Here is an 18,961-nt window from a genome sequence, read left to right as displayed (position 1 = left end):
TGTTGTTTTTTAAAACATTATCTCTTTTCTTATGAAATTTTGGTGTATTTATTACACTTAGTAAAAATAATTTGAAATATTTACTAATACACCAAGGGTATTTTCAGAAAAATACTCTCTTAGTGTATAAATAGGGATAAATAAATTTCGATGGGACTTAATGAATTGAAACTGTTAGCTCAAAAATACCTTAATGGTACAGCTACTGCTGAAGAAAAGCAGAAGTTAGACCAGTGGTATGATACGGTTTACGCTGGCGGTACTGAAGTAATAAATACGAACGATAACGAAACAGAAGCCGATGTAAAGCAAAGGATATTTGAAAATATCCATAGCAAAATGCACGCCGGCGATAATGCTGCGCCCCCTGCACGCCCAAAGCATAAAATGAGGCAGCTGCTAGTTACAGTTGCCTCGGCCGCCGCTGTTTTAGCTATTGTGTGTTATGCTATGCTGCCTTCAGTTAAAACCATGATTGGCGATAAGGAAAAGCAGGTAATTAACGTGCCGTCGAACCGGGTGCTTCATATTACGCTTGCCGACGGTTCAAGAGTATGGCTTAACGCAGGCTCGGTTTTTAAATACCCTAAAAATTTTGAGGGTAAAACCCGTACGGTTGAACTGTTGGAAGGCCGTGCTTTTTTTGATGTTAAGCATGAGGATAAGCATCCGTTTATTGTGAAAACCAAAAGCCTCAACATCACCGTGCTTGGAACTTCCTTCGACGTAAATAGTTATGGCAAAGAGGGTAAAACCTGCGTTAGTGTGGTAACCGGTAAAGTAGGGGTTACGATGCCTAACAATAATAAGCCAGCTGTGATGCTGGTAGCCAAACAGCAAGCCGTATTGTACAATATGGTTAATAGCACCATCGTAACCCAACCCGTAAAAGAAATAGCCATCAACGCCTGGTGTAAAAATAACTTCGTGTTTGATCAGGAAAGCTTGGGCAACGTATTTAAGGCATTGGAGAAGGAATACAACACCACAATAACCGTTCAGGATAAAAAATTACTGGATGAAAGGATATCCATTAAACTGGGTAATCAGCATCTGGACACGATAATGGAAATATTAAGTTTTACTAAACACTTTAAATATCAGATAGCCAATGATAGCACAGTAGTTGTGAAATAACTGTTCCCTGCTTAGCAGCTAAGAGGGAAAAAAACCGGAAGCACTGCAAATGCCTCCGGCTATAAGATTAGCCACTGCACATATGCTTGAGACCCATATGCAGCTGGCTTAGGTTAACTATGACATTAAACCCAAACAAATATGATAAATTTTTACGGCAAAGTATTGCCCATACTCCGAAAATGCATGCGCATTTCTACAATCATTATCGGCATACAGATATGTTGTACCTCACTACTGATGGCAACCGGATCGCGTGCCCAGGAGGTAAACCTAAACGTAGTAAAAGCGAGTGTAAAACAAGTTTTTAAACGTATAGAGCAGCAAACCAAAATAACATTTGTTTATGATGAACAAGTGATAAGCACGCTGCCCGCATTAACCTTGCACATTAAAGACCAGCAACTTACCGACGTTTTAACGGCACTACAGGATAAAACTCAGCTACAATTTAAAATGGTTGGTAACTACGTTGGTGTAGCCCAAAATATAGAAGACCTTCCACAGCTCGCCACCGACCAAACCGGCGATGCCAACGCAGATAAAGTTACAGGTAGCGTTAAAGATGCAACTGGCCAACCCTTGGTTGGTGTTACCGTTACTATAAAAGGTACAACAAAAGGTGCAACTACAGATGCCGCAGGTAAATTTAATATCAATGCCAACATTGGCGATGTATTAGTATTTAACTACATCGGCTATGCGAAAAAGGAAATCCCGGTAGCGTCTTCAGCTGCAATAGCTGTAGTGCTTACAGAGGATGCTAAGCAATTAGGCGAAGTTGTGGTAACCGCATTAGGTATCAAAAAATCAGAAAAATCACTTACCTATGCTACCCAACAGGTGTCTGGTAATGAACTTACCCGCGTAAAAAGCGACAACTTAATGAATTCATTAAGCGGTAAGGTTGCCGGCGTAACTATTTCGCCAAGTGCATCAGGCGTGGGTGGTTCTGCTAAAGTAATTTTACGTGGTAATAAATCTGCAGGTGGTAATAACCAGCCTTTATACGTTATCGACGGTATTCCAATCTCAAACGGTTCAAATGCAAACGGTCAGCCAAATAGTACTTACGGAACAACTGTAGGTCAGGGCGGAAGCTCTATGTCGGCCAACACCAACCAGGATGGTGGCGACGGTATATCAAACCTTAACCCAGAGGATATCGAAAGCATCTCTGTGTTAAAAGGAGCATCAGCATCAGCCTTATACGGTAGCCAAGCGCAAAATGGCGTTATCTTGATCACTACTAAGAAAGGTAAAGCGGGAAAAACCCAGATCAATTTTAACTCCTCATTTATCGTTAATAAAATTGCTGATAAACCAGAGTTTCAAAATAGCTACGGACAAACAGCGCCCGGTTCTACTTACAGCTGGGGCGGCGCAATAAGCGGTGCCCATGATAACCTGTCGGATTTTTATCAAACCGGCAGAAACTGGACCAACTCTATCAATCTATCTGGCGGTAACGATATTGCACAAACTTATTTCTCGTATGCAAATACCGATGCCCGTGGCATTGAGCCAACCAACAAATTGGTACGTAACAACTTTAATCTGCGCGAAACTGCAAAATTCTTCAACAACAAATTAACTGTTGATGGGAACGTAAATTATATCGACCAAAAAATTAATAATGCGCCAGGTTTAGGTTTATACTTAAACCCATTAACAGGTTTGTATTTGTTCCCCCGCGGACAGGATATCCTTCCGTATAAGAACAATTACGAATTGCCTGCTGTATTGGGCGGTAATGGCGCGCCAACTCAAAACTGGGCTTTCAACGAAGACGTTCAGCAAAACCCATGGTGGACAATTAACCGCGACCCAAGCGTTGCTCAACGTAACCGCCTCTTAATTAATGGAAGTTTAAAATATGAGTTTACCAATTGGTTGAGCTTACAGGTTAGAGGTAACCTAGATCGTACAACTGATGTTTATGAACAAGATCTGTACGCTGGTACTAACGGCGTTTACGCTCGTCCAAACGGACAGTTCCTTCTTTCTAATCAAACAACAGAACAGAAATACGGCGATGCATTATTAACGTTTACCGTACCAATGAAATCTGATATTAAAATTGACGGTGTATTGGGTGCCAGTGTAACCGACGCGATAACCAGCGGTACAAGCATTGGTCCGGACGTAAACAATACTTACGCAGGTACTGGTTTATTAGTACCAAATGTATTCATACCAGAAAACCTGACCTCAGCAGCTGGTGCCCCGCCGGTAACTACTTTACAGGCAAACCACAACCAAATACAATCTCTATTTGGTAATGCTAACATCTCGTACAAAAACTGGGTGTATTTAACACTAACCGGTAGAAATGACTGGTCGTCGAATTTAGCCTTTACACCTAACGGATCTTATTTTTATCCATCGGCTGGTTTGTCTTTCATCTTAAACCAAATGCTGACTTTGCCGAAAGCAATTACTTATGCTAAGATCAGAGGTACTTACGCGCAGGTTGGTAACACGGTACCAAATTATGTAACTAATCCGTTAACTCACTTTGGTACAGGTGGTAGTGTTAACTTAAACTCAGTAGCACCATTCCCTCAACTAAAACCTGAAAGAACAAAATCGTACGAGTTTGGTACCGATCTGCGTTTCTTCGACGACAGATTAAGTGCAAGCTTTACTTACTATAAATCAAATACCAGAAACCAATTCTTCCGCATCGCTCCATCGGTTACAACTACTTACGGTGCAGGCTTTGTGAACGCGGGTAATATTCAAAACTCGGGTATTGAGTTTGTGGTTGGATACGATGTACTCAAAGGCGACAAGCTGAACTGGAATACATCTTTCAACGGTTCAACTTTCAACAATAAGGTAATAGATGTTGACTCTAAAGATGGTATAAGCCAGTTTATTTTAACCCCGAGTTTAAATAATAGCTATGAGTCTGTATTAGCTACCGGTGGTTCATTTGGCGATATTTATGGAGTTACGCTGCAACATGATGCACAAGGTCATGTTATTATAGGTACAGATGGCAATCCACAAGTAAATAGTGGCTTTACAAAAATTGGTAACCCTAACCCTAAATTCCAATTAGGCTGGAATAATAGTTTCACCTACCACAGTTTCTCATTCAGCTTCTTGGTTGATGGCAAATTTGGTGGACAAGTATTGTCGTTAACCCAAGCCATGATGGATAAATACGGTGTATCAAAAGCAACAGGCGATGCGCGTAACGCAGGTGGCGTAGCTGTAAATGGTGTTAACCCAACCGGGCAGGCTGTAACTACTGTTGATCCGCAAAAATGGTATAACACAATTGGTGGTCGTGATGGCGTGAGCGGCGAATACATGTACAGCGCAACTGTAGTTAGATTACGCGAGGCAGCTTTGGGTTATACATTCCCAATAAAAGACAGCTTTTTTAAGAGCCTGAGATTATCATTGACCGGAAGGAACCTGATCTATTTCTACAAGAAAGCTCCTTACGATCCCGAGGTTACCATGTCTACCGGAAATGGCCTTTCTGGTGTAGATGTATTTAACCAGCCGGCAACCCGCAACTTTGGTTTCAGCCTTAATGTTGCGTTATAATTATTCACTCTTTAAAATAGAAGCAATGAAAAAACATTATAAGACAATGGTAGGTGCCGGCTATAGATACGGTATCGTAATCCTCCTTGCATTAGGCATATTAGGGTTGAACAGTTGTAAAAAGAATTTCGAAAAATACGATACGGATAACACGGGCGTAAGTGTTTACGATCCGGGTTTGGTATTCCCAGGCATTCAAACGGCTTTATTTGGCGAAGAGGGTAACTACCAATTAGATCAAAACCTAAATGCTGACTGTTACTCTGGATACATGATGTCGCCCGACCCGTTTCGTGGCAACGTTAACAACTTGACCTATAGTTTGGTTGATGGCTGGAATCAGCAGATTTTTATTGATGGTTACACTACGTCGTTATTCGCCATAAATGCGCTTGCCAAGGCAGGTACAAAAAACAGTGCTCCCGATAAATGGGCCGTAGCCTTGATATTAAAGGTAGAAACCATGCACCGTATAACTGATAAATACGGACCAATTGCTTACAGCGCTGCGGGTAAAACATTAATCAACACCCCTTATGATGATCAGAAGAGCGTTTACAATCAGTTCTTCCTGCAATTGGACACTGCAGTAGCTAATCTTAATACTTTTATCAAAGCTAACCCTGGTAAAACACCCTTTGCACCTTACGATTTAGTTTACGGCGGTGATTATACCAAATGGCTTAAACTGGCAAACTCGTTGAGATTGCGTTTAGCGATGCACATTGTGAAGATAGACCCAACTACTGCACAAGCACAGGCGGTTAAAGCGCTTGATGTTGCCAGCGGTGGTGTATTAACTACTAATGACGACAATGCTGGTATTGCAGGCGGAAGCTACCACAACCCGCTTAATGTAATTAGCACCAGTTGGTCTGATATTTCGTTAGGTGCACCAATGGAATCTTACCTGGTGGGTTATAAAGATCCGCGTTTGGCATCTATGGCTTCACCGGCTACAGATCCACGTTTTGCAGGCACCTACAAAGGTATCCGTATCGGCACAGCAGTTACTTCAAAACCAGGTTACAGCGGTTATTCTATATTGAACATTAATACAGATATCGCGGCTACCAGAACCGGTTTTGCATCGGGATCGCCTATGTTGTTTATGACTGCGGGTGAAGTATGGTTCCTGAAAGCAGAAGCTGCTTTACGTGGCTGGACCGGCGCTGGTGATGTTCAAACTGATTACAATACAGGTATCACCACTTCAATGGCGCAATGGGGTGTAAACGCAGGTAATTATACCGGCGATGCTACCAGCAAACCAATTGCTTATGTTGATCCGTCTAATGCGGCTAACAATTCGCCTGCATTATCAACCATTACGGTTGCTTGGGATGCAAGCGCATCTAACGAGCAAAAATTAGAGCGTATCATCACTCAAAAATGGATCGCCATGTTCCCCGAAGGTCAGGAAGCCTGGACAGAATATCGTCGTACAGGTTATCCTAAACTGTTCCCTGTTGTAATTAACAATAGCGGTGGTACAATTGATACTCAAATACAGATCCGCAGGTTAGCTTATCCTGCCAGTGAATACACTACTAATGGCGCCGAAGTACAGAAAGCAGTACAAGCGTTAGGCGGCCCGGATAACGGTGGTACCCGTGTATGGTGGGATGTTAATAAGGCTAATTTTTAATAATATTAACGGTCATTCAGCAATGAGTTAGATCGAAAGAATCTGCAAACAGGAGAGTGTTATCAGTTAATAGTCAATAGTTTGTTTGGATTGTTTAGTTAAGGTCCCCGCTTCGGCGGGGATTTTTTCGTTTAGGCATATTCAAAAAAAAGAGCGCCCTTTTGAGGCGCTCTTTTTGGTAACTCATACTTTTAAAATTATCCCTGGGTTTTAGCATCGTCCTTTTTATGATCGTGCTTTCCTTTGTGGGCAGCTTTCCAATCTTCGTATGCTTTCTTTTGGTCGGGATTTAAAACGGCAGTCAACTGGGCATCGGTAGTAACCTTAATGTCTTTAAAAGCTTTATGATTTGCTTTCTTGTCAGATGTTTTGGCAACGCTCTTTAAACTATCAACTCGTGTCGCCTGGCTAAGTAAAATTGCATTAACCTTGGTAGTCTGGTCGGCGCTAAGATTCAATTTCTTTTGCAGCGTTTGAGTATGATGCGCTGCTCTTTCTTGTGGAGTTTTATGGGTAGTTTGCGCATAGCTTAAAGTGCTTAAACCGGTGGCAAATGCCAGCATTAAAATCAGTTTTTTCATTTTTGTTAATTTTTGTAAGTAAGAGTGAAAAGAAAAGCAAAGGTTTAATTGGTATTCCCAGTAAACAAAAAAGCAGCCCGTGAAGGCTGCTTTAGCTAATTAGTAAAATGCTTTAGCTTGAGATTTATAGTTTAAATCGATAAGCCAGTTTCAATGATACAGTCCCTGGAATATAGAAGCCGGCAAATCCATCGTACTTGGCGCCAATGTCTACACCGTTTTTAAAGGTAAGACCAATGGCAGGGGAGTAAGTGAAAGCAGTGTTGCCATCTGATGCAAAAGCCGCGCCAGCGTCGCCGCTAACGTAAAACTGGTTACCAGCATACAATCTTAATCCAACCTTAACCGGTACAAAGTTTTCTGCACCTTTTTTGATGCCGAACAGATACCCCATTCCGTTAGCCGTGTAATAATTGTGATAGAGACTAAAGTAGTGCGTAAGACCAACTGTTCCATAAACTTCAAGATTGCTGGTTAGTGCTTTATAAATTCCAGCTTCGCCTCCTAACACAAAGCCGTCTGTAGTGGAAATTCCGGGATTAAGGCCTAAACCAAGCTTCCAGTCAGACTTGTCGACATTGGCTTTTTTGTGGATGCCAAACTTGCGCATATTAAGTCCATAAGCTATGCGCAGTGAAATATCTCTGGTGGCACTGCTGCGGGTAAAATCTTCGTAGCGGACACTTAGGTCGAGTCCATTATTAAATGCTAGTCCAACAGACGGCGACCACAAGAAAGAAGTTCTCCATTGCTCAAAACCGAAACCTGCGCCGGCCTCGGCTCCAACATAAAAATTATTAGTAACAAAGGCTTTAATACCCGCTTTAACAGGTATCACATTATAAGGGCTACCATATTGAGAGTATCCGGTAAAATGGTCTTTTTCAAAAAAATGTGTGAACCCTGCCGATAGGGTTCCTGCAAGTCGGTCGGTAAAATTCTTTTGTAAACGGATATCTCCACCAAGCGAATATTTAAATGGCCCGTTGGGAACAACTCCAGGACTAATACCAAATCCAATTCGCCAGCCATCGCCTTGCGCAAATGATGATATGGAAATTAATAGAAAAACTGATGCAGTAAAAAATTTAATTAATGATTTTGTAAACATTGCTGTGTGCTTTTTATTTGGAGTAATGACTACCTAGTTGCCGCTTACCCCCACACCACAGCAAAAATTATTTACCTAATTTAAACCGGTAGCCAAACCTAAATGCCAATTGGCGAACGCTCGCGAAATTAGTATAGCCTTCGTATTTAAGGCCAGCCTCCAACCCGTTAGTAAAACTGTAGCCGGCAGACACAGCGTACAAAAACGAGTTATGAATGGTTCTAATGATGTAATAATTAGTGTTAGGATCTGCGATGTAAGTGTTTTGAAATGTGCTGTTAAGTCCGAACGCTTCACCAATTTCGCCCGCAAAAAAGAATTTCCTGCTTAAATAAGTACGCACGCCAACTTTAACAGGGATAATGTTGAAATTGCGATGTTGATCAGCATTTTGCTCATTAGGTAAGTAATAATAGAAGTTGTTATAGTTTGCATGATAATTAGTATAACCAGTTGATAGTGTACCGCTAATGCCTCCACTTAGATCGCGTTGCGCAAATAGTTCAGTACCTAATATTCGCTGATAGGGAGTATCACCTACACCTGCAATACTAGCTATCCCCAAATACCAATCCTTTAGGTTATAATCCCTTTTTTCTCCAGGTTTAAAAACAGAATTTATGGCAATGCCCGCCTCCCAGCCGATCCATTTTTTGGTTTGATGGTTATTATTTACCATGTCAGGATAGTCGGGCAAGTCGGTAACATTTTTATAGCCTAATGTATGCCATGTACCACTATGGCGATAATTGTTATAAACAGGGCCACCAAATAAGCTAAGATGCTTGCTTAGCTGTGCATTTAAAAGCAGCTTGCCTTGAAACCATCTGTCATCAAACGTCCCCGTATTGGCAATATTAATGGCGGCCTCTGTCGATATATAGAATCTGTTTCCAAACATAAAATCATGCCCCAGGCCTAGTCCTAAAGCGTACATCATTTTATTAGGCACTGTATTTACACCTATTTGAAACTTACTGTAAAAATTATGCGTGCCGGTAGCGAGGGAAATATTGGTGTTAGTTAAATCATTGGTAGAAAATGCAACTCTGTAGAATCCATTTCTGATAATATTAATAAGCCCAATACTCGCACCCATCGACGTGTCGACCGTATTGAATAACCCTATTTGTACACCCTTAAGTTTATGGGTTTCATTATAAAGTGCTGCTAACTGCACCCCATGCATATCGCTTTCGGCTTTGTTAATAAAGCCTGCAAATTGTAGCCCTCTAACGGTATCTAAGGCGATATTATCTACCAAGGCTATTTGCGCACCTGTGACCCTGCCGCCTACCAGATTAAACAAACCAGCAAGTTGCAGGTATTTAGAGTCGAGCTTATTGATGTTGAACAAGCCGCCGATTTCGAAACCATTTACACCCGCGGTATAACCGCCAAGCAGGTTTACCGAGAATTTATTGATCACCTGCGAACTGAACATGCCATGCGAGCTTAGCCCCGGCGTTAATGAAACCTGGAACGGTCGGCTGGCAAAAAAATCGGGGATATTCATCGACTGAATCATTTGTCGGGTAGATATAAACATGCGCCCCAAACCGGTACGTTCTATATTATGGCCTTTTTCGGCAGCATCTTTATACCCCGGTTTATCATTACGCATATTAACCGATACCGTTTGCAGAAAACGCATGGTGGTATCCACGTAAAGCCTCTTACTAACGGTAATGGCGACTGAGCCCGGATTGGGAGCCCGAAATCTTAGTTTAAAATAACCATGCTCGTCTGTAAGTCCTGATACCAGCTGTTCTTTTTCATACACGCTGGCATTCATCATGCGCTCGCCGGTACTTTCATTAATCACAAAGCCACTTACCGAGTACATATTATTATCATTGGTGATATCGGTATTAATAAGCGCTAAACGGGGGAGGGCGCGGGTGATAATCACATAGTTTTTTCGCTCTCCAAATTCATATTTGCCATTAAGTAAGCGGCTCAAAATAGCGGAAACAGGTATATCGGTAGCATTCAAACTAACCAAACTGTCTTTGGGTATAATGCCACCATTGTAAGAAAAATAAAATCCTCCCTTTATGCTGATAATGTTTAATGCGGTAGCTAAATTTTCGTCCTTAAAATTAACGGAAATAGGTTTACTCAAAATGCTTTGGGCTTGCAAGCCTGTAACGCAGAAAACTACCAGCATAAATGCTAATAGCGTTGCCTGCCGTAATAATTTGTAGTAAGATTCGATCATTAAAAACGTGCTATTTTAAAATGATCTGGTTACCCTTTTTCTCGACGGAAATTTTGAATGTGTGGCTGATCACCTGTAAAATATCATCTAACGATTCATCTTTAAAAGTAGTATTTAGTAAAAGACTGTTCAGCTCTTTCCGGCTTACAATGATGTGGGCAGCATAAGCTTCGTTCAGTACCTCTACTACGCGACGTAAAGGTGTATTATCTGCTATAAATTCTTTACTCCGATAATAATTATAAAGCTGGTCGGGGTTTTGCTCTTTAGCCAGCGGTGCGTTAGTTTTAGCCAATACTCTTTCGCCTGGTTTAAGCGTAACCATGTTGCCATTGCGGCTCACTTGTACAACGCCGGTTTCTACAATTACCTCTACATTGCCATTTTTATTTTTAACGTTAAAGGACGTGCCCACCACCCTGATGGTAGTATTATTAGTACTGATGATAAATGGTTTTGCTTTGTTGGGCGATATTTTAAAAAAGGCTTCACCATGTTGCAATACCACCCGGCGCTCGTTGCCGGTAAACGTTGCAGGGTAATTTAGTTGGCTGCGTTTATTTAGCGTAATAACGGATCCATCTGATAATGTATCGGTTGTAATTGTTTCTACAGTGCTTACCTCCATCTGTCGGTTAGCAAACCTTACAAAAAACAATAGGCCAGCAGTGCAGATTAAAAGAAAGGCAGCCGCTGCACTCAGCCAGGCGTAGTTACGCTTCATTCGCACCACGCGCGCTTGTTGGGTTTGGCGTTCAATAGCTTTTTGTTTTAGGGATAGAAGAGAGGCTTGGGCATCAAGCGGTTCTGCAAATTGCATAGTCTTGCTCGTCTCCCAAATGGTGCTAAATTGCTGCAGGCGAAGGCGATTAGCCACATCTTGTGTTAGCCATTGCTCTACCCTTACAGCTTGTTCGGCACTAGCCTCGCCAAGCAGATAGGTAATCAGCATATCGTCGTCCATTTCCATATTTTGTGCGTTTGCTTCCATTACATCAAGTTAATTAATAACCAAAGTAGTATGGGCAGGTAATCGGCCAACTGTAACCTCAACCTTTTAAGTGCTTTGCTCATTTGGTTTTCCACCGTTTTTACTGCTATGCCCAGTTCGGCTGCTATTTCACTGTATTTTAATTCTTCAAAGCGGCTCATCTGAAAAATAATGCGGCATTGCTCGGGCAGATCATTGATGGCCTTGCGGAGGTGTTGCTCCAGTTCTTTATATTGAAGTTTGCCCGCCGGGTTTTCTGTCTGATGATTCATGGTGTTCATCGTATAAGTCTGATGGCTTTGTTTAACTTTTTGGTGCTTAATGTAATTGAGGCACTCATTATTTACCGATCTGTATAGATACGCCTTTACCGAAGTATGGATGTTCAAGGGTTCACTGCGTTCCATTAGTTTCAGAAATACCTGGTGCACCATTTCTTCGGCCATGTGCCCGTCGTTTAGCATGGTATAGGCATATTGATGCAGCGCGGCATAATGGGTTAGATATACCGAGTCCAGATCTTGCCCGTCCTTATCAAGGTAAAGCTTAAAAGTTGTATTATCGTTCAAGTCGTTCTGCAAAACTGTGTCTATATAATTTGCTTTTGCTTTAACATCAGACAACAAAACGCCGATGTACCCCTATGCAAAAATCAGAAATTAATTAAGATCATTATCGATGTGCACAATTTCTATTGGTTTTGCATAATCTGCCCTATATTAGGCATACCAATTAAACAATATCTATCTGAACCAATGATGTATATTAAAAACAAACTCGCAACACTTGTTGTAGGTGTTGCCATGCTGTCGGGCATTAATGTAATGGCACAGCAAAAAACGGGTAATACTCAAGGCAAAGTTTGGTCGGCGCAAAAAGCAAACGACTGGTATAAACAGCACAAATGGCTAAGCGGGGCCAATTACATCCCGGCCAATGCCATTAACCAGCTAGAAATGTGGCAGGCAGATACTTTCGATCCGGCGACTATTGATAAAGAATTGGGCTGGGCGCAAGGCATCGGTTTTAATACCCTTCGCGTGTTTCTACACAGTCTTGCCTATAAACAAGACCCGGCAGGTTTTAAAAAACGAATTAATCAGTTTTTAACTATCGCCGATAAACACCATATACAACCTCTGTTTGTGTTTTTAGACGACTGCTGGAACCCGGTAGCGCAGGTAGGTAAACAGCCGGAACCAAAAACAGGCGTACATAATTCAGGATGGCTACAAGATCCGGGCGACCCTGCTTACAAAGACCCCGCTAAAATTGCCGAGTTGGAGATCTATGTGAAAGACATACTCCGCACTTTCGGCCACGATAAACGCATCCTGATGTGGGACTTATTTAACGAAGCCGGCAACAGTAATAAAAAAGAAACTTCGTTACCGCTGCTCACCAAAGTATTTCAATGGGCAAGGGTGGCTAATCCAGACCAACCCGTATCCTCAGGCGTGTGGGACTGGAGTTTCGAGCGCATCAACCAATTTATTATATCCAATTCTGATGTAATCACGTATCATGATTATTCGCCGGTAGATGATCACCGCAAAGTGGTTCAAATCCTTAAATCATTCGGAAAACCGTTGATCTGTACCGAATATATGGCCCGTACACATAACAGCCGTTTCGAAACCGTAATGCCAATGTTGAAGAAAGAAAACGTGGGCGCCATTAATTGGGGCTTTGTTGCCGGTAAAACAAACACCATGTACTCGTGGGAGAAACCAATGCCCGATGGCAGCGAACCGGAGGAATGGTTTCACGACATTTTTAGAAAAGATGGCACACCGTACCGCCAAAAAGAGGTGGATTTGATCAGGCAATTAAATGGCATTTCAAAATAAAGATGTAGTTTAGACGGTTATAAAATCAATACATACTATTTTGAAAAGAAGAACATTTATACAGCAGGCCGGTTTACTAAGCGGAGGACTGTTGGCGAGCAGGTCGATGGCCATAGCTGCGGTTGCAGATTTTCCGGTGGTGCGTACAGCGGCAAATAAAAGACGCTTTACAAGTAAAGTAATAGAGCAGGCCATCACCGAGTTTAAGTCTAATGTAAAAAATCCTGAATTGGGTTGGTTGATGGAGAACTGCTTTCCAAATACTTTGGATACTACAGTAACCTTTACTACCAAAAATAATCGCCCCGATACCTATGTAATTACAGGCGATATTGACGCCATGTGGTTGCGTGATAGCAGCGCGCAGGTTTGGCCGTATATCAATTTCATTAAGCAGGATCAAAAATTGCAACAATTAATTGCCGGTGTTATAAACCATCAGGTAGGTTGTATTTTAAAAGATCCTTATGCTAATGCTTTTTATAATGATCCTAACAAAGTAGGAGAGTGGGCTAGTGATGTTACCAAAATGCAACCCGGCATTCACGAACGTAAATGGGAGATAGATTCGCTATGTTATCCTATTCGTTTGGCCTATAAATACTGGCAATTAACTGGCGATACATCGCCGTTTGATAGCCGTTGGAAAGAATCTATCGCCCTGATATTAAAAACTTTTAAAGAACAGCAACGTAAAGACGGCGACGGTCCGTACTCATTTCAGCGCAAAACAGCCTGGGCTTTAGATAGCGTTCCTTTGGGAGGATATGGCTACCCGGTTAATCCGGTGGGGCTTATTTGCTCGGCATTCCGCCCCAGCGACGATGCCACCATCTATCTGTTCCTGATTCCTTCTAACTTCTTTGCAGTGGTAAGTTTAAAACAAGCTGCAGACATGATTAAAGCCATTAGCAAAGACGATGCACTGGCAGCAGAGTTATCTGCCTTGGCAACGGAAGTAGAAACCGCACTGCAAAAGTATGGTGTAATCGATCATCCCACTTATGGTGAAATTTATCCATACGAGGTAAACGGTTTCGGAAGCTTTAACCTGATGGATGATGCCAATGTGCCGAGCTTATTGGGCTTGCCTTATATCGGCGCCGTCCCTGCCGATGATCCGGTGTATATTAATACCCGGAAGATGCTTTTATCAAGCAATAATCCTTTTTACTACAAGGGTAAGGCAGCAGAAGGTATTGGTGGTCCGCATGCAGGCAAGAATATGATCTGGACCCTAGGTATCATTATGCGCGGTTTAACCAGCACCGATGATCAGGAGATTAAACACTGCGTAGAAACTTTAAGATCAACTCATGCTGGTACCGGGTTTATGCACGAGTCTTTTCATAAAGATGATGCAAAGAACTTTACCCGTAAATGGTTTGCCTGGGCCAATACGCTGTTCGGTGAGTTTTTGTGGGAAACCTATAAAGCCAAGCCGCAGTTGCTCGGATAAGAAAATATAGCTGAAAAAAAACCTGTTGGTGTGAGCCAGCAGATTTTTTTTTCAGCTATAAAATTTTGTTTTAGAGTGATTTTAAAAATTTCAGCATCGCGTTTCTATCCGATGTTGAGAGGTGTGAGAAATAAGCTTTTGATGCTTCTGCTTCGCCACCATGCCACATAATAGCTTCTGTTAGCGTGCGCGCGCGGCCATCGTGCAGATAGTAGCCAGGATTATTGATGATTTCAAATAGTCCTAAACCCCATAGCGGTGCGGTGCGCCACTCTTGTCCACCTGCAAGATAATCTGTACGGTTATCGGCTAAGCCAGGTCCCATGTCGTGCAGCAACATATCGGTATAAGGGTGTATCACTTGGTTCGACATATATTTTCTGGATACGTCGACCCCTGTGGTAAAGGTCTGCTTATGGCAATTAACACATTTACCTAATGCAAATAGCTGTTCGCCACGTTTTACTGTGGCATCGGTCGTATTTCTGCGGGCAGGTACACGCAAGGTCTGGGCGTAAAACTTAACTGCATTAAGCAGGGTGTCTGCAATTTCCGGATCGTCTTTTAACCCATCGTTTTGCGACTGGCCGAAGCTGTTTTCCACAGGCAGAATGCTGGTAGTTAAACCCATATCCTGGTTAAAGGCAGAAGCCACTTGCGTTATAATTGATGCGGTATTGGCCTTCCATCCAAAACGACCTAACTGTTTGCTTTTGGTTATAGCATCCCATACATAGTTTGCATGTCCCTTAATGCCGTCGCCATTGGCATCATTAGGGTCGGCGCCAGCAACAATCTGGCTTTCTGGTATGGCTTCCAGCAGCCCTAAACCAATCATCGGCGGAGCCAGGCGCGGCGAAAGCATGTAATTGCCGTTTATAGGCGTATACAAATTAGTTAAGGTATAACTAGGTGCACGCAAAATGTAACTTGTACCATCGTCGAGAGTACCGGCCTGATAGGTATAGGTGATATTTACTTTGCACTCTGGCATTTTGCCGAACACAGCTTTATCTTGTAATTGCAGTCCATAACCAGGTACAGCAACTGGGCCGCCATTGGCATCAGTCCCTGGCAGGCTGATCCTTACCAACATGGATGACTGTAGTTCGCCAACGGTTGGCAGCCCGATACCATCGTTGTGATGGCACGAGATACACGACACGTTATTATATAAGGCGCCAAGACCGCTATTAATAGGGGCAGGCGCAGATACGAAGGTTCGGCTAAATACATCATCGCCCAATGAATGCACGTGTTCGTCGTAAACCCCCAGTTCGGTAAACATATTACTAAACGCCTTACTGGTGGCATCGAAAACAGTTTCTACTCCTCCCGAAAGCCGATCGTCATATTGTTCGTCAGGAAATACTGATGATTTTTGGCATTGCACCAAAACAATCATCAGTATTAATAATACACCTATAACCTTAATCTTTCTCACGTATGTTGCCGCTTGGCTTATTAGTCTTTAATATTAGTATTCACAAAGTTAGTCAGGTCGCCCTCGAGGGTGGCTTGCAGTGTGTTGATAGATGCCTGCACTGCTTTAACCTGTGTTGGCTGCTCGTAAATAGCTCTTTCGTAGGTAACGGTGATGGTGCTGAATGCTGCGATAGCGGCTTTCATCTGGCTTTGTAATTTGGCATCAAGCGAAGCATTTTTAGAGGCCACCAATTGATTTAGTCCTGTGCCGCCGGCGCCATTATAAGTACACATATAGGCATTTAAGATACCGGTGATATTATTCTTAAAGTCGGCTACAGAGTTGTGTGAGAAAGAGGACTCATCAAGGGTAGAATCTTTAGCTGCAAAAGGAACTTCCATTTTCGAGCTCGAAACTTCGCCACAGATATCAGCCATCGAGCCAACCAAAGCAATAAATAGATCCTTACGGGTAGCAAAAGTTGTGCTGCCGCTGCCAGCCGAGGTTACTTGTTTAGTGAAATTGCCCGAAGAAGGATCCCAGCTGTTTTTTAATTGAACAGTGGTGTTATAAAGGCTTTGTGCCAAAGATGTTAAATAAGTTTTCTCGCGGGCGGTAATATTGTCCGCCTTTTGAGTGCCACCCGGGCCAAATATAATATACTCAATAGCGTGAAAGCCCTTTTGCGATTGTTGAAGCGCATCAACATCAGATACGCCTAGTGGGTTGCTGCTTGCTAATATGGCATCAAGCTCGTTTTTATCAACCGGCCAGGTATCCATAATTGGGTCATAATCAAAATCCTCAACCGGGCCAAATAAGAAACCTTCGCATTGTTCCCATGGCACGCGTGTGTTTTTCCATGCAGTTTGGGCTGCAAGCAGGTTAGCAGCATTAGGTGTTGCCACCAGGGTATTTACAGCATCTTTTAATGTGCTGGCTTTGGCCTGTAAATCTGCATAGTTAGGATTGGCAAGCACGTTAGCAAAGTCAACAATTACTTTACCCTCCAGGGTAGCATCGTTTGTTTGTGTGTCGTCGTTATGTGACTTTGAACAACCTGCTATGGCCAAAACAGCGCCGCAGGCCAGTGAAAGTAGTAGTGATTTTTTCATATAGATGTTATGTTAAATGAATGATTATTTGTCCGTTATTAATTTCTGTTGGGTATTTGCGCAAAGGCTTTTCTGCCGGGCCAACGGTTACGTGGCCTTCCTTGTCAAAAGCACTGCCATGCAGGTTGCATTTGTAACCGTTACCTGTAGTAATTAACTGGTTATCGGCGTGTGTGCAACGCAATAAAAGAGCCGTGTAGGAGCCGTCGGCCTCTTTATTTAAAGCAATGTTGTAGAAGAGGCCCTTTGGCTGAACGATCTGCAAATTGCCTTTATCGAACAATGACGTGGGTACCGTAACCTGCTGATTATTGATAGCGGTTTGATAAACCGGTAAAGTAGCGCATGATGATAAATTGCTGATTACTGCACCCGCGGCGGCTATCATACATAATGCGCAGCTTTGTTTTATAAAGTCTCTTCTTTCCATAAGTTTAAAATGAGAATGCCATGCCTAGGTTAACGAGGTTATTATTCTGCTGGTAGGGTACTGCAGCAGGGTTTGGGTTGATAATAAGACTTGGATTTTGCTTGCCGGTATGTACCAGGCGAACATCAGCTTTTAATGCAATATTGCGGATTGGTAAAAAGGTTAAGCCCGAAACAATGTAGTTCTGATCGAGCGTGCCATCAATAATGCCGTTAGACGGAATCTTGGAGTTGATATCCAGCTTTTCGTCTCTCACAAAGAGTATCAATTGTTGCTTGTGGGTATGGGTAATTAATTTGTACAAGAGGTCATACCCCAACTCGGCATAAGCGCCGTATTCCATCTCGGGGGTATTGTTGGCATAGGCACGGTTAATGCTCTGTGCATCTTTAATAGAAACTATCGTACCCAGTACCTTAGCCGAAAAGCCGTTGTGCGAGTACTGCATATCAGCTTCACCCAATGCTACAGGTGCTGCAAATATGCCCGAGTTTAATCCTAAACTATCAGCTTTTCTTTTACTTACACCTACTGTGCCGCCGTAATAGCCAGAGATCTGCGCCTTAAAATCGCCCACATAGTATTGTAGTGAAGCTGTTACCGCCAGGTTATTTGCCGATGCATTGCTGCCCTCAAAACGGCCTTCCATTAAACCGGTACCATGTGTAAAATCTGCCGAGCTTAGGCCATTCATTATCCCTACGCTGTAGTTAATAGGCAAGCGGTTAAGGCTACCGTAAAGCCCTACACCCAGTTCGCGCCATGTAGCGGGAATTATCAGCGTTTCTACATAGTTACGCTCGTTACCGTTGAAGGTGTTGGGGAGGTGGTTTTCGTTTAATATACCAATGCGTGGTATAAACAAACCTGCCACAATGTATTGGTTGGCGTTAAGGTTAAATTTAAGGTAGGCTTGTTCAAAGCTTACTTCGCCACCACTTTTGCCGCCGGTTACTTTGGCATCTTCAATTTCCAATTCGGAAAAGAAAGAGATCTGGTTGTTGAATTTGTGCCCAAAGAATAGTACCCCGCGTTCGAGGTTCATTTTGGCCGTACCGAGGTTAGAGTTGCGCTGATAGAAAGCATTACCATACCCGCCAATGGTTGTGGAGGTTTTAGATATGTTTTGGGATAACGAATCTTCTGAAGTTGTTGCAAGGGGTTGCGGCTGTTGGGCAAACACACTTAAAGAAGCAAACAGAAGCAGGGCGAACGTAAATATTTTTTGCATCGAAATTTTTGAATCGAGCAAAAGTATCCATATTTAGATTAAGTCCAAATAGCAACAGCGTTGATTTACAGACGTATTCGTCAGTTATTAGAAATTGATTAGAAAATTTTAATACGATAAAGTGGGTATTTATCCTCGCAGGAATATGGGCTGTGAATCTGTATAAATTCTGGATTTTTGATCGAATTGAACGTGAT

At 42.5% G+C, this 18,961-nt stretch carries 14 protein-coding genes; 5 read left to right on the top strand and 9 right to left on the bottom strand.

The genetic code is table 11. The annotated features are described in order from the left end of the window. Window positions 1–150: 150 nt before the first annotated feature. From GSY63_RS17645 to GSY63_RS17635, 3 genes are all read left to right on the top strand, one after another. On the top strand, window positions 151–1,137 hold the full coding sequence (locus GSY63_RS17645; RefSeq protein ID WP_166587155.1) for a FecR family protein: 987 nt from the start codon (window positions 151–153) through the stop codon (window positions 1,135–1,137). A gap of 141 nt (window positions 1,138–1,278) precedes the next feature. Next, window positions 1,279–4,701, top strand: a complete 3,423-nt coding sequence (locus GSY63_RS17640; protein WP_243749260.1) for a SusC/RagA family TonB-linked outer membrane protein — start codon at window positions 1,279–1,281, stop codon at window positions 4,699–4,701. 25 nt (window positions 4,702–4,726) lie between these two features. Beyond that, window positions 4,727–6,349, top strand: a complete 1,623-nt coding sequence (locus GSY63_RS17635; RefSeq protein WP_243749259.1) for a SusD/RagB family nutrient-binding outer membrane lipoprotein — start codon at window positions 4,727–4,729, stop codon at window positions 6,347–6,349. 197 nt (window positions 6,350–6,546) lie between these two features. On the opposite strand, the gene GSY63_RS17630 is transcribed toward GSY63_RS17635, so the two are convergent. From GSY63_RS17630 to GSY63_RS17610, 5 genes are all read right to left on the bottom strand, one after another. Continuing rightward, window positions 6,547–6,930 carry a hypothetical protein gene (locus GSY63_RS17630; protein WP_166587154.1) on the bottom strand — a complete coding sequence of 128 codons (384 nt, stop codon included), beginning with the start codon at window positions 6,928–6,930 and terminating at the stop codon, window positions 6,547–6,549. A gap of 124 nt (window positions 6,931–7,054) precedes the next feature. Beyond that, window positions 7,055–8,041, bottom strand: a complete 987-nt coding sequence (locus tag GSY63_RS17625; protein WP_166587153.1) for a hypothetical protein — start codon at window positions 8,039–8,041, stop codon at window positions 7,055–7,057. Between the two features lie 67 nt (window positions 8,042–8,108). Continuing rightward, a complete protein-coding gene (locus GSY63_RS17620) occupies window positions 8,109–10,262 on the bottom strand; it encodes a hypothetical protein (RefSeq protein WP_166587152.1) in 2,154 nt (717 codons plus the stop codon). Window positions 10,263–10,272: 10 nt separating this feature from the next. Next, window positions 10,273–11,253 carry a FecR domain-containing protein gene (locus GSY63_RS17615; protein ID WP_166587151.1) on the bottom strand — a complete coding sequence of 327 codons (981 nt, stop codon included), beginning with the start codon at window positions 11,251–11,253 and terminating at the stop codon, window positions 10,273–10,275. After that, on the bottom strand, window positions 11,253–11,822 hold the full coding sequence (locus GSY63_RS17610) for an RNA polymerase sigma-70 factor (RefSeq protein WP_166587150.1): 570 nt from the start codon (window positions 11,820–11,822) through the stop codon (window positions 11,253–11,255). Before GSY63_RS17610 ends, GSY63_RS17615 begins: the two co-directional genes overlap by 1 nt. Before the next feature lie 186 nt (window positions 11,823–12,008). On the opposite strand from GSY63_RS17610, the gene GSY63_RS17605 reads away from it, so the two are divergent. Together GSY63_RS17605 and GSY63_RS17600 are read left to right on the top strand one after the other, a co-directional pair. Next, window positions 12,009–13,103, top strand: coding sequence for a glycoside hydrolase family 2 TIM barrel-domain containing protein (locus GSY63_RS17605; RefSeq protein WP_208094584.1), 1,095 nt, complete (start codon window positions 12,009–12,011; stop codon window positions 13,101–13,103). Window positions 13,104–13,143: 40 nt separating this feature from the next. After that, a complete protein-coding gene (locus GSY63_RS17600; RefSeq protein ID WP_166587149.1) occupies window positions 13,144–14,562 on the top strand; it encodes a glycoside hydrolase family 125 protein in 1,419 nt (472 codons plus the stop codon). Window positions 14,563–14,632: 70 nt separating this feature from the next. On the opposite strand, the gene GSY63_RS17595 is transcribed toward GSY63_RS17600, so the two are convergent. From GSY63_RS17595 to GSY63_RS17580, 4 genes are read right to left on the bottom strand one after another with little or no spacing between them, the layout of a single operon-like run. Then, entirely contained in the window at window positions 14,633–16,006 is a 1,374-nt protein-coding gene (locus tag GSY63_RS17595) for a di-heme oxidoreductase family protein (protein WP_166587148.1), read from the bottom strand. A 20-nt stretch (window positions 16,007–16,026) separates the two neighbouring features. Further along, the gene (locus GSY63_RS17590) at window positions 16,027–17,103 is read right to left on the bottom strand and encodes an imelysin family protein (RefSeq protein ID WP_166587147.1); all 1,077 of its coding nucleotides are present in this window, start codon (window positions 17,101–17,103) and stop codon (window positions 16,027–16,029) included. Window positions 17,104–17,110: 7 nt separating this feature from the next. Then, window positions 17,111–17,533, bottom strand: coding sequence for a QcrA and Rieske domain-containing protein (locus tag GSY63_RS17585; protein WP_166587146.1), 423 nt, complete (start codon window positions 17,531–17,533; stop codon window positions 17,111–17,113). A gap of 4 nt (window positions 17,534–17,537) precedes the next feature. After that, the gene (locus tag GSY63_RS17580; RefSeq protein ID WP_166587145.1) at window positions 17,538–18,764 is read right to left on the bottom strand and encodes a hypothetical protein; all 1,227 of its coding nucleotides are present in this window, start codon (window positions 18,762–18,764) and stop codon (window positions 17,538–17,540) included. Window positions 18,765–18,961 lie beyond the last annotated feature (197 nt).

The sequence above is a fragment of the Mucilaginibacter agri genome, from assembly GCF_009928685.1.
GTDB classification, from domain to species: Bacteria; Bacteroidota; Bacteroidia; order Sphingobacteriales; family Sphingobacteriaceae; genus Mucilaginibacter; species Mucilaginibacter agri.
The sequence above is the reverse complement of the archived record's forward strand: the minus strand, read 5'-3'. Positions and strand labels throughout refer to the sequence as shown.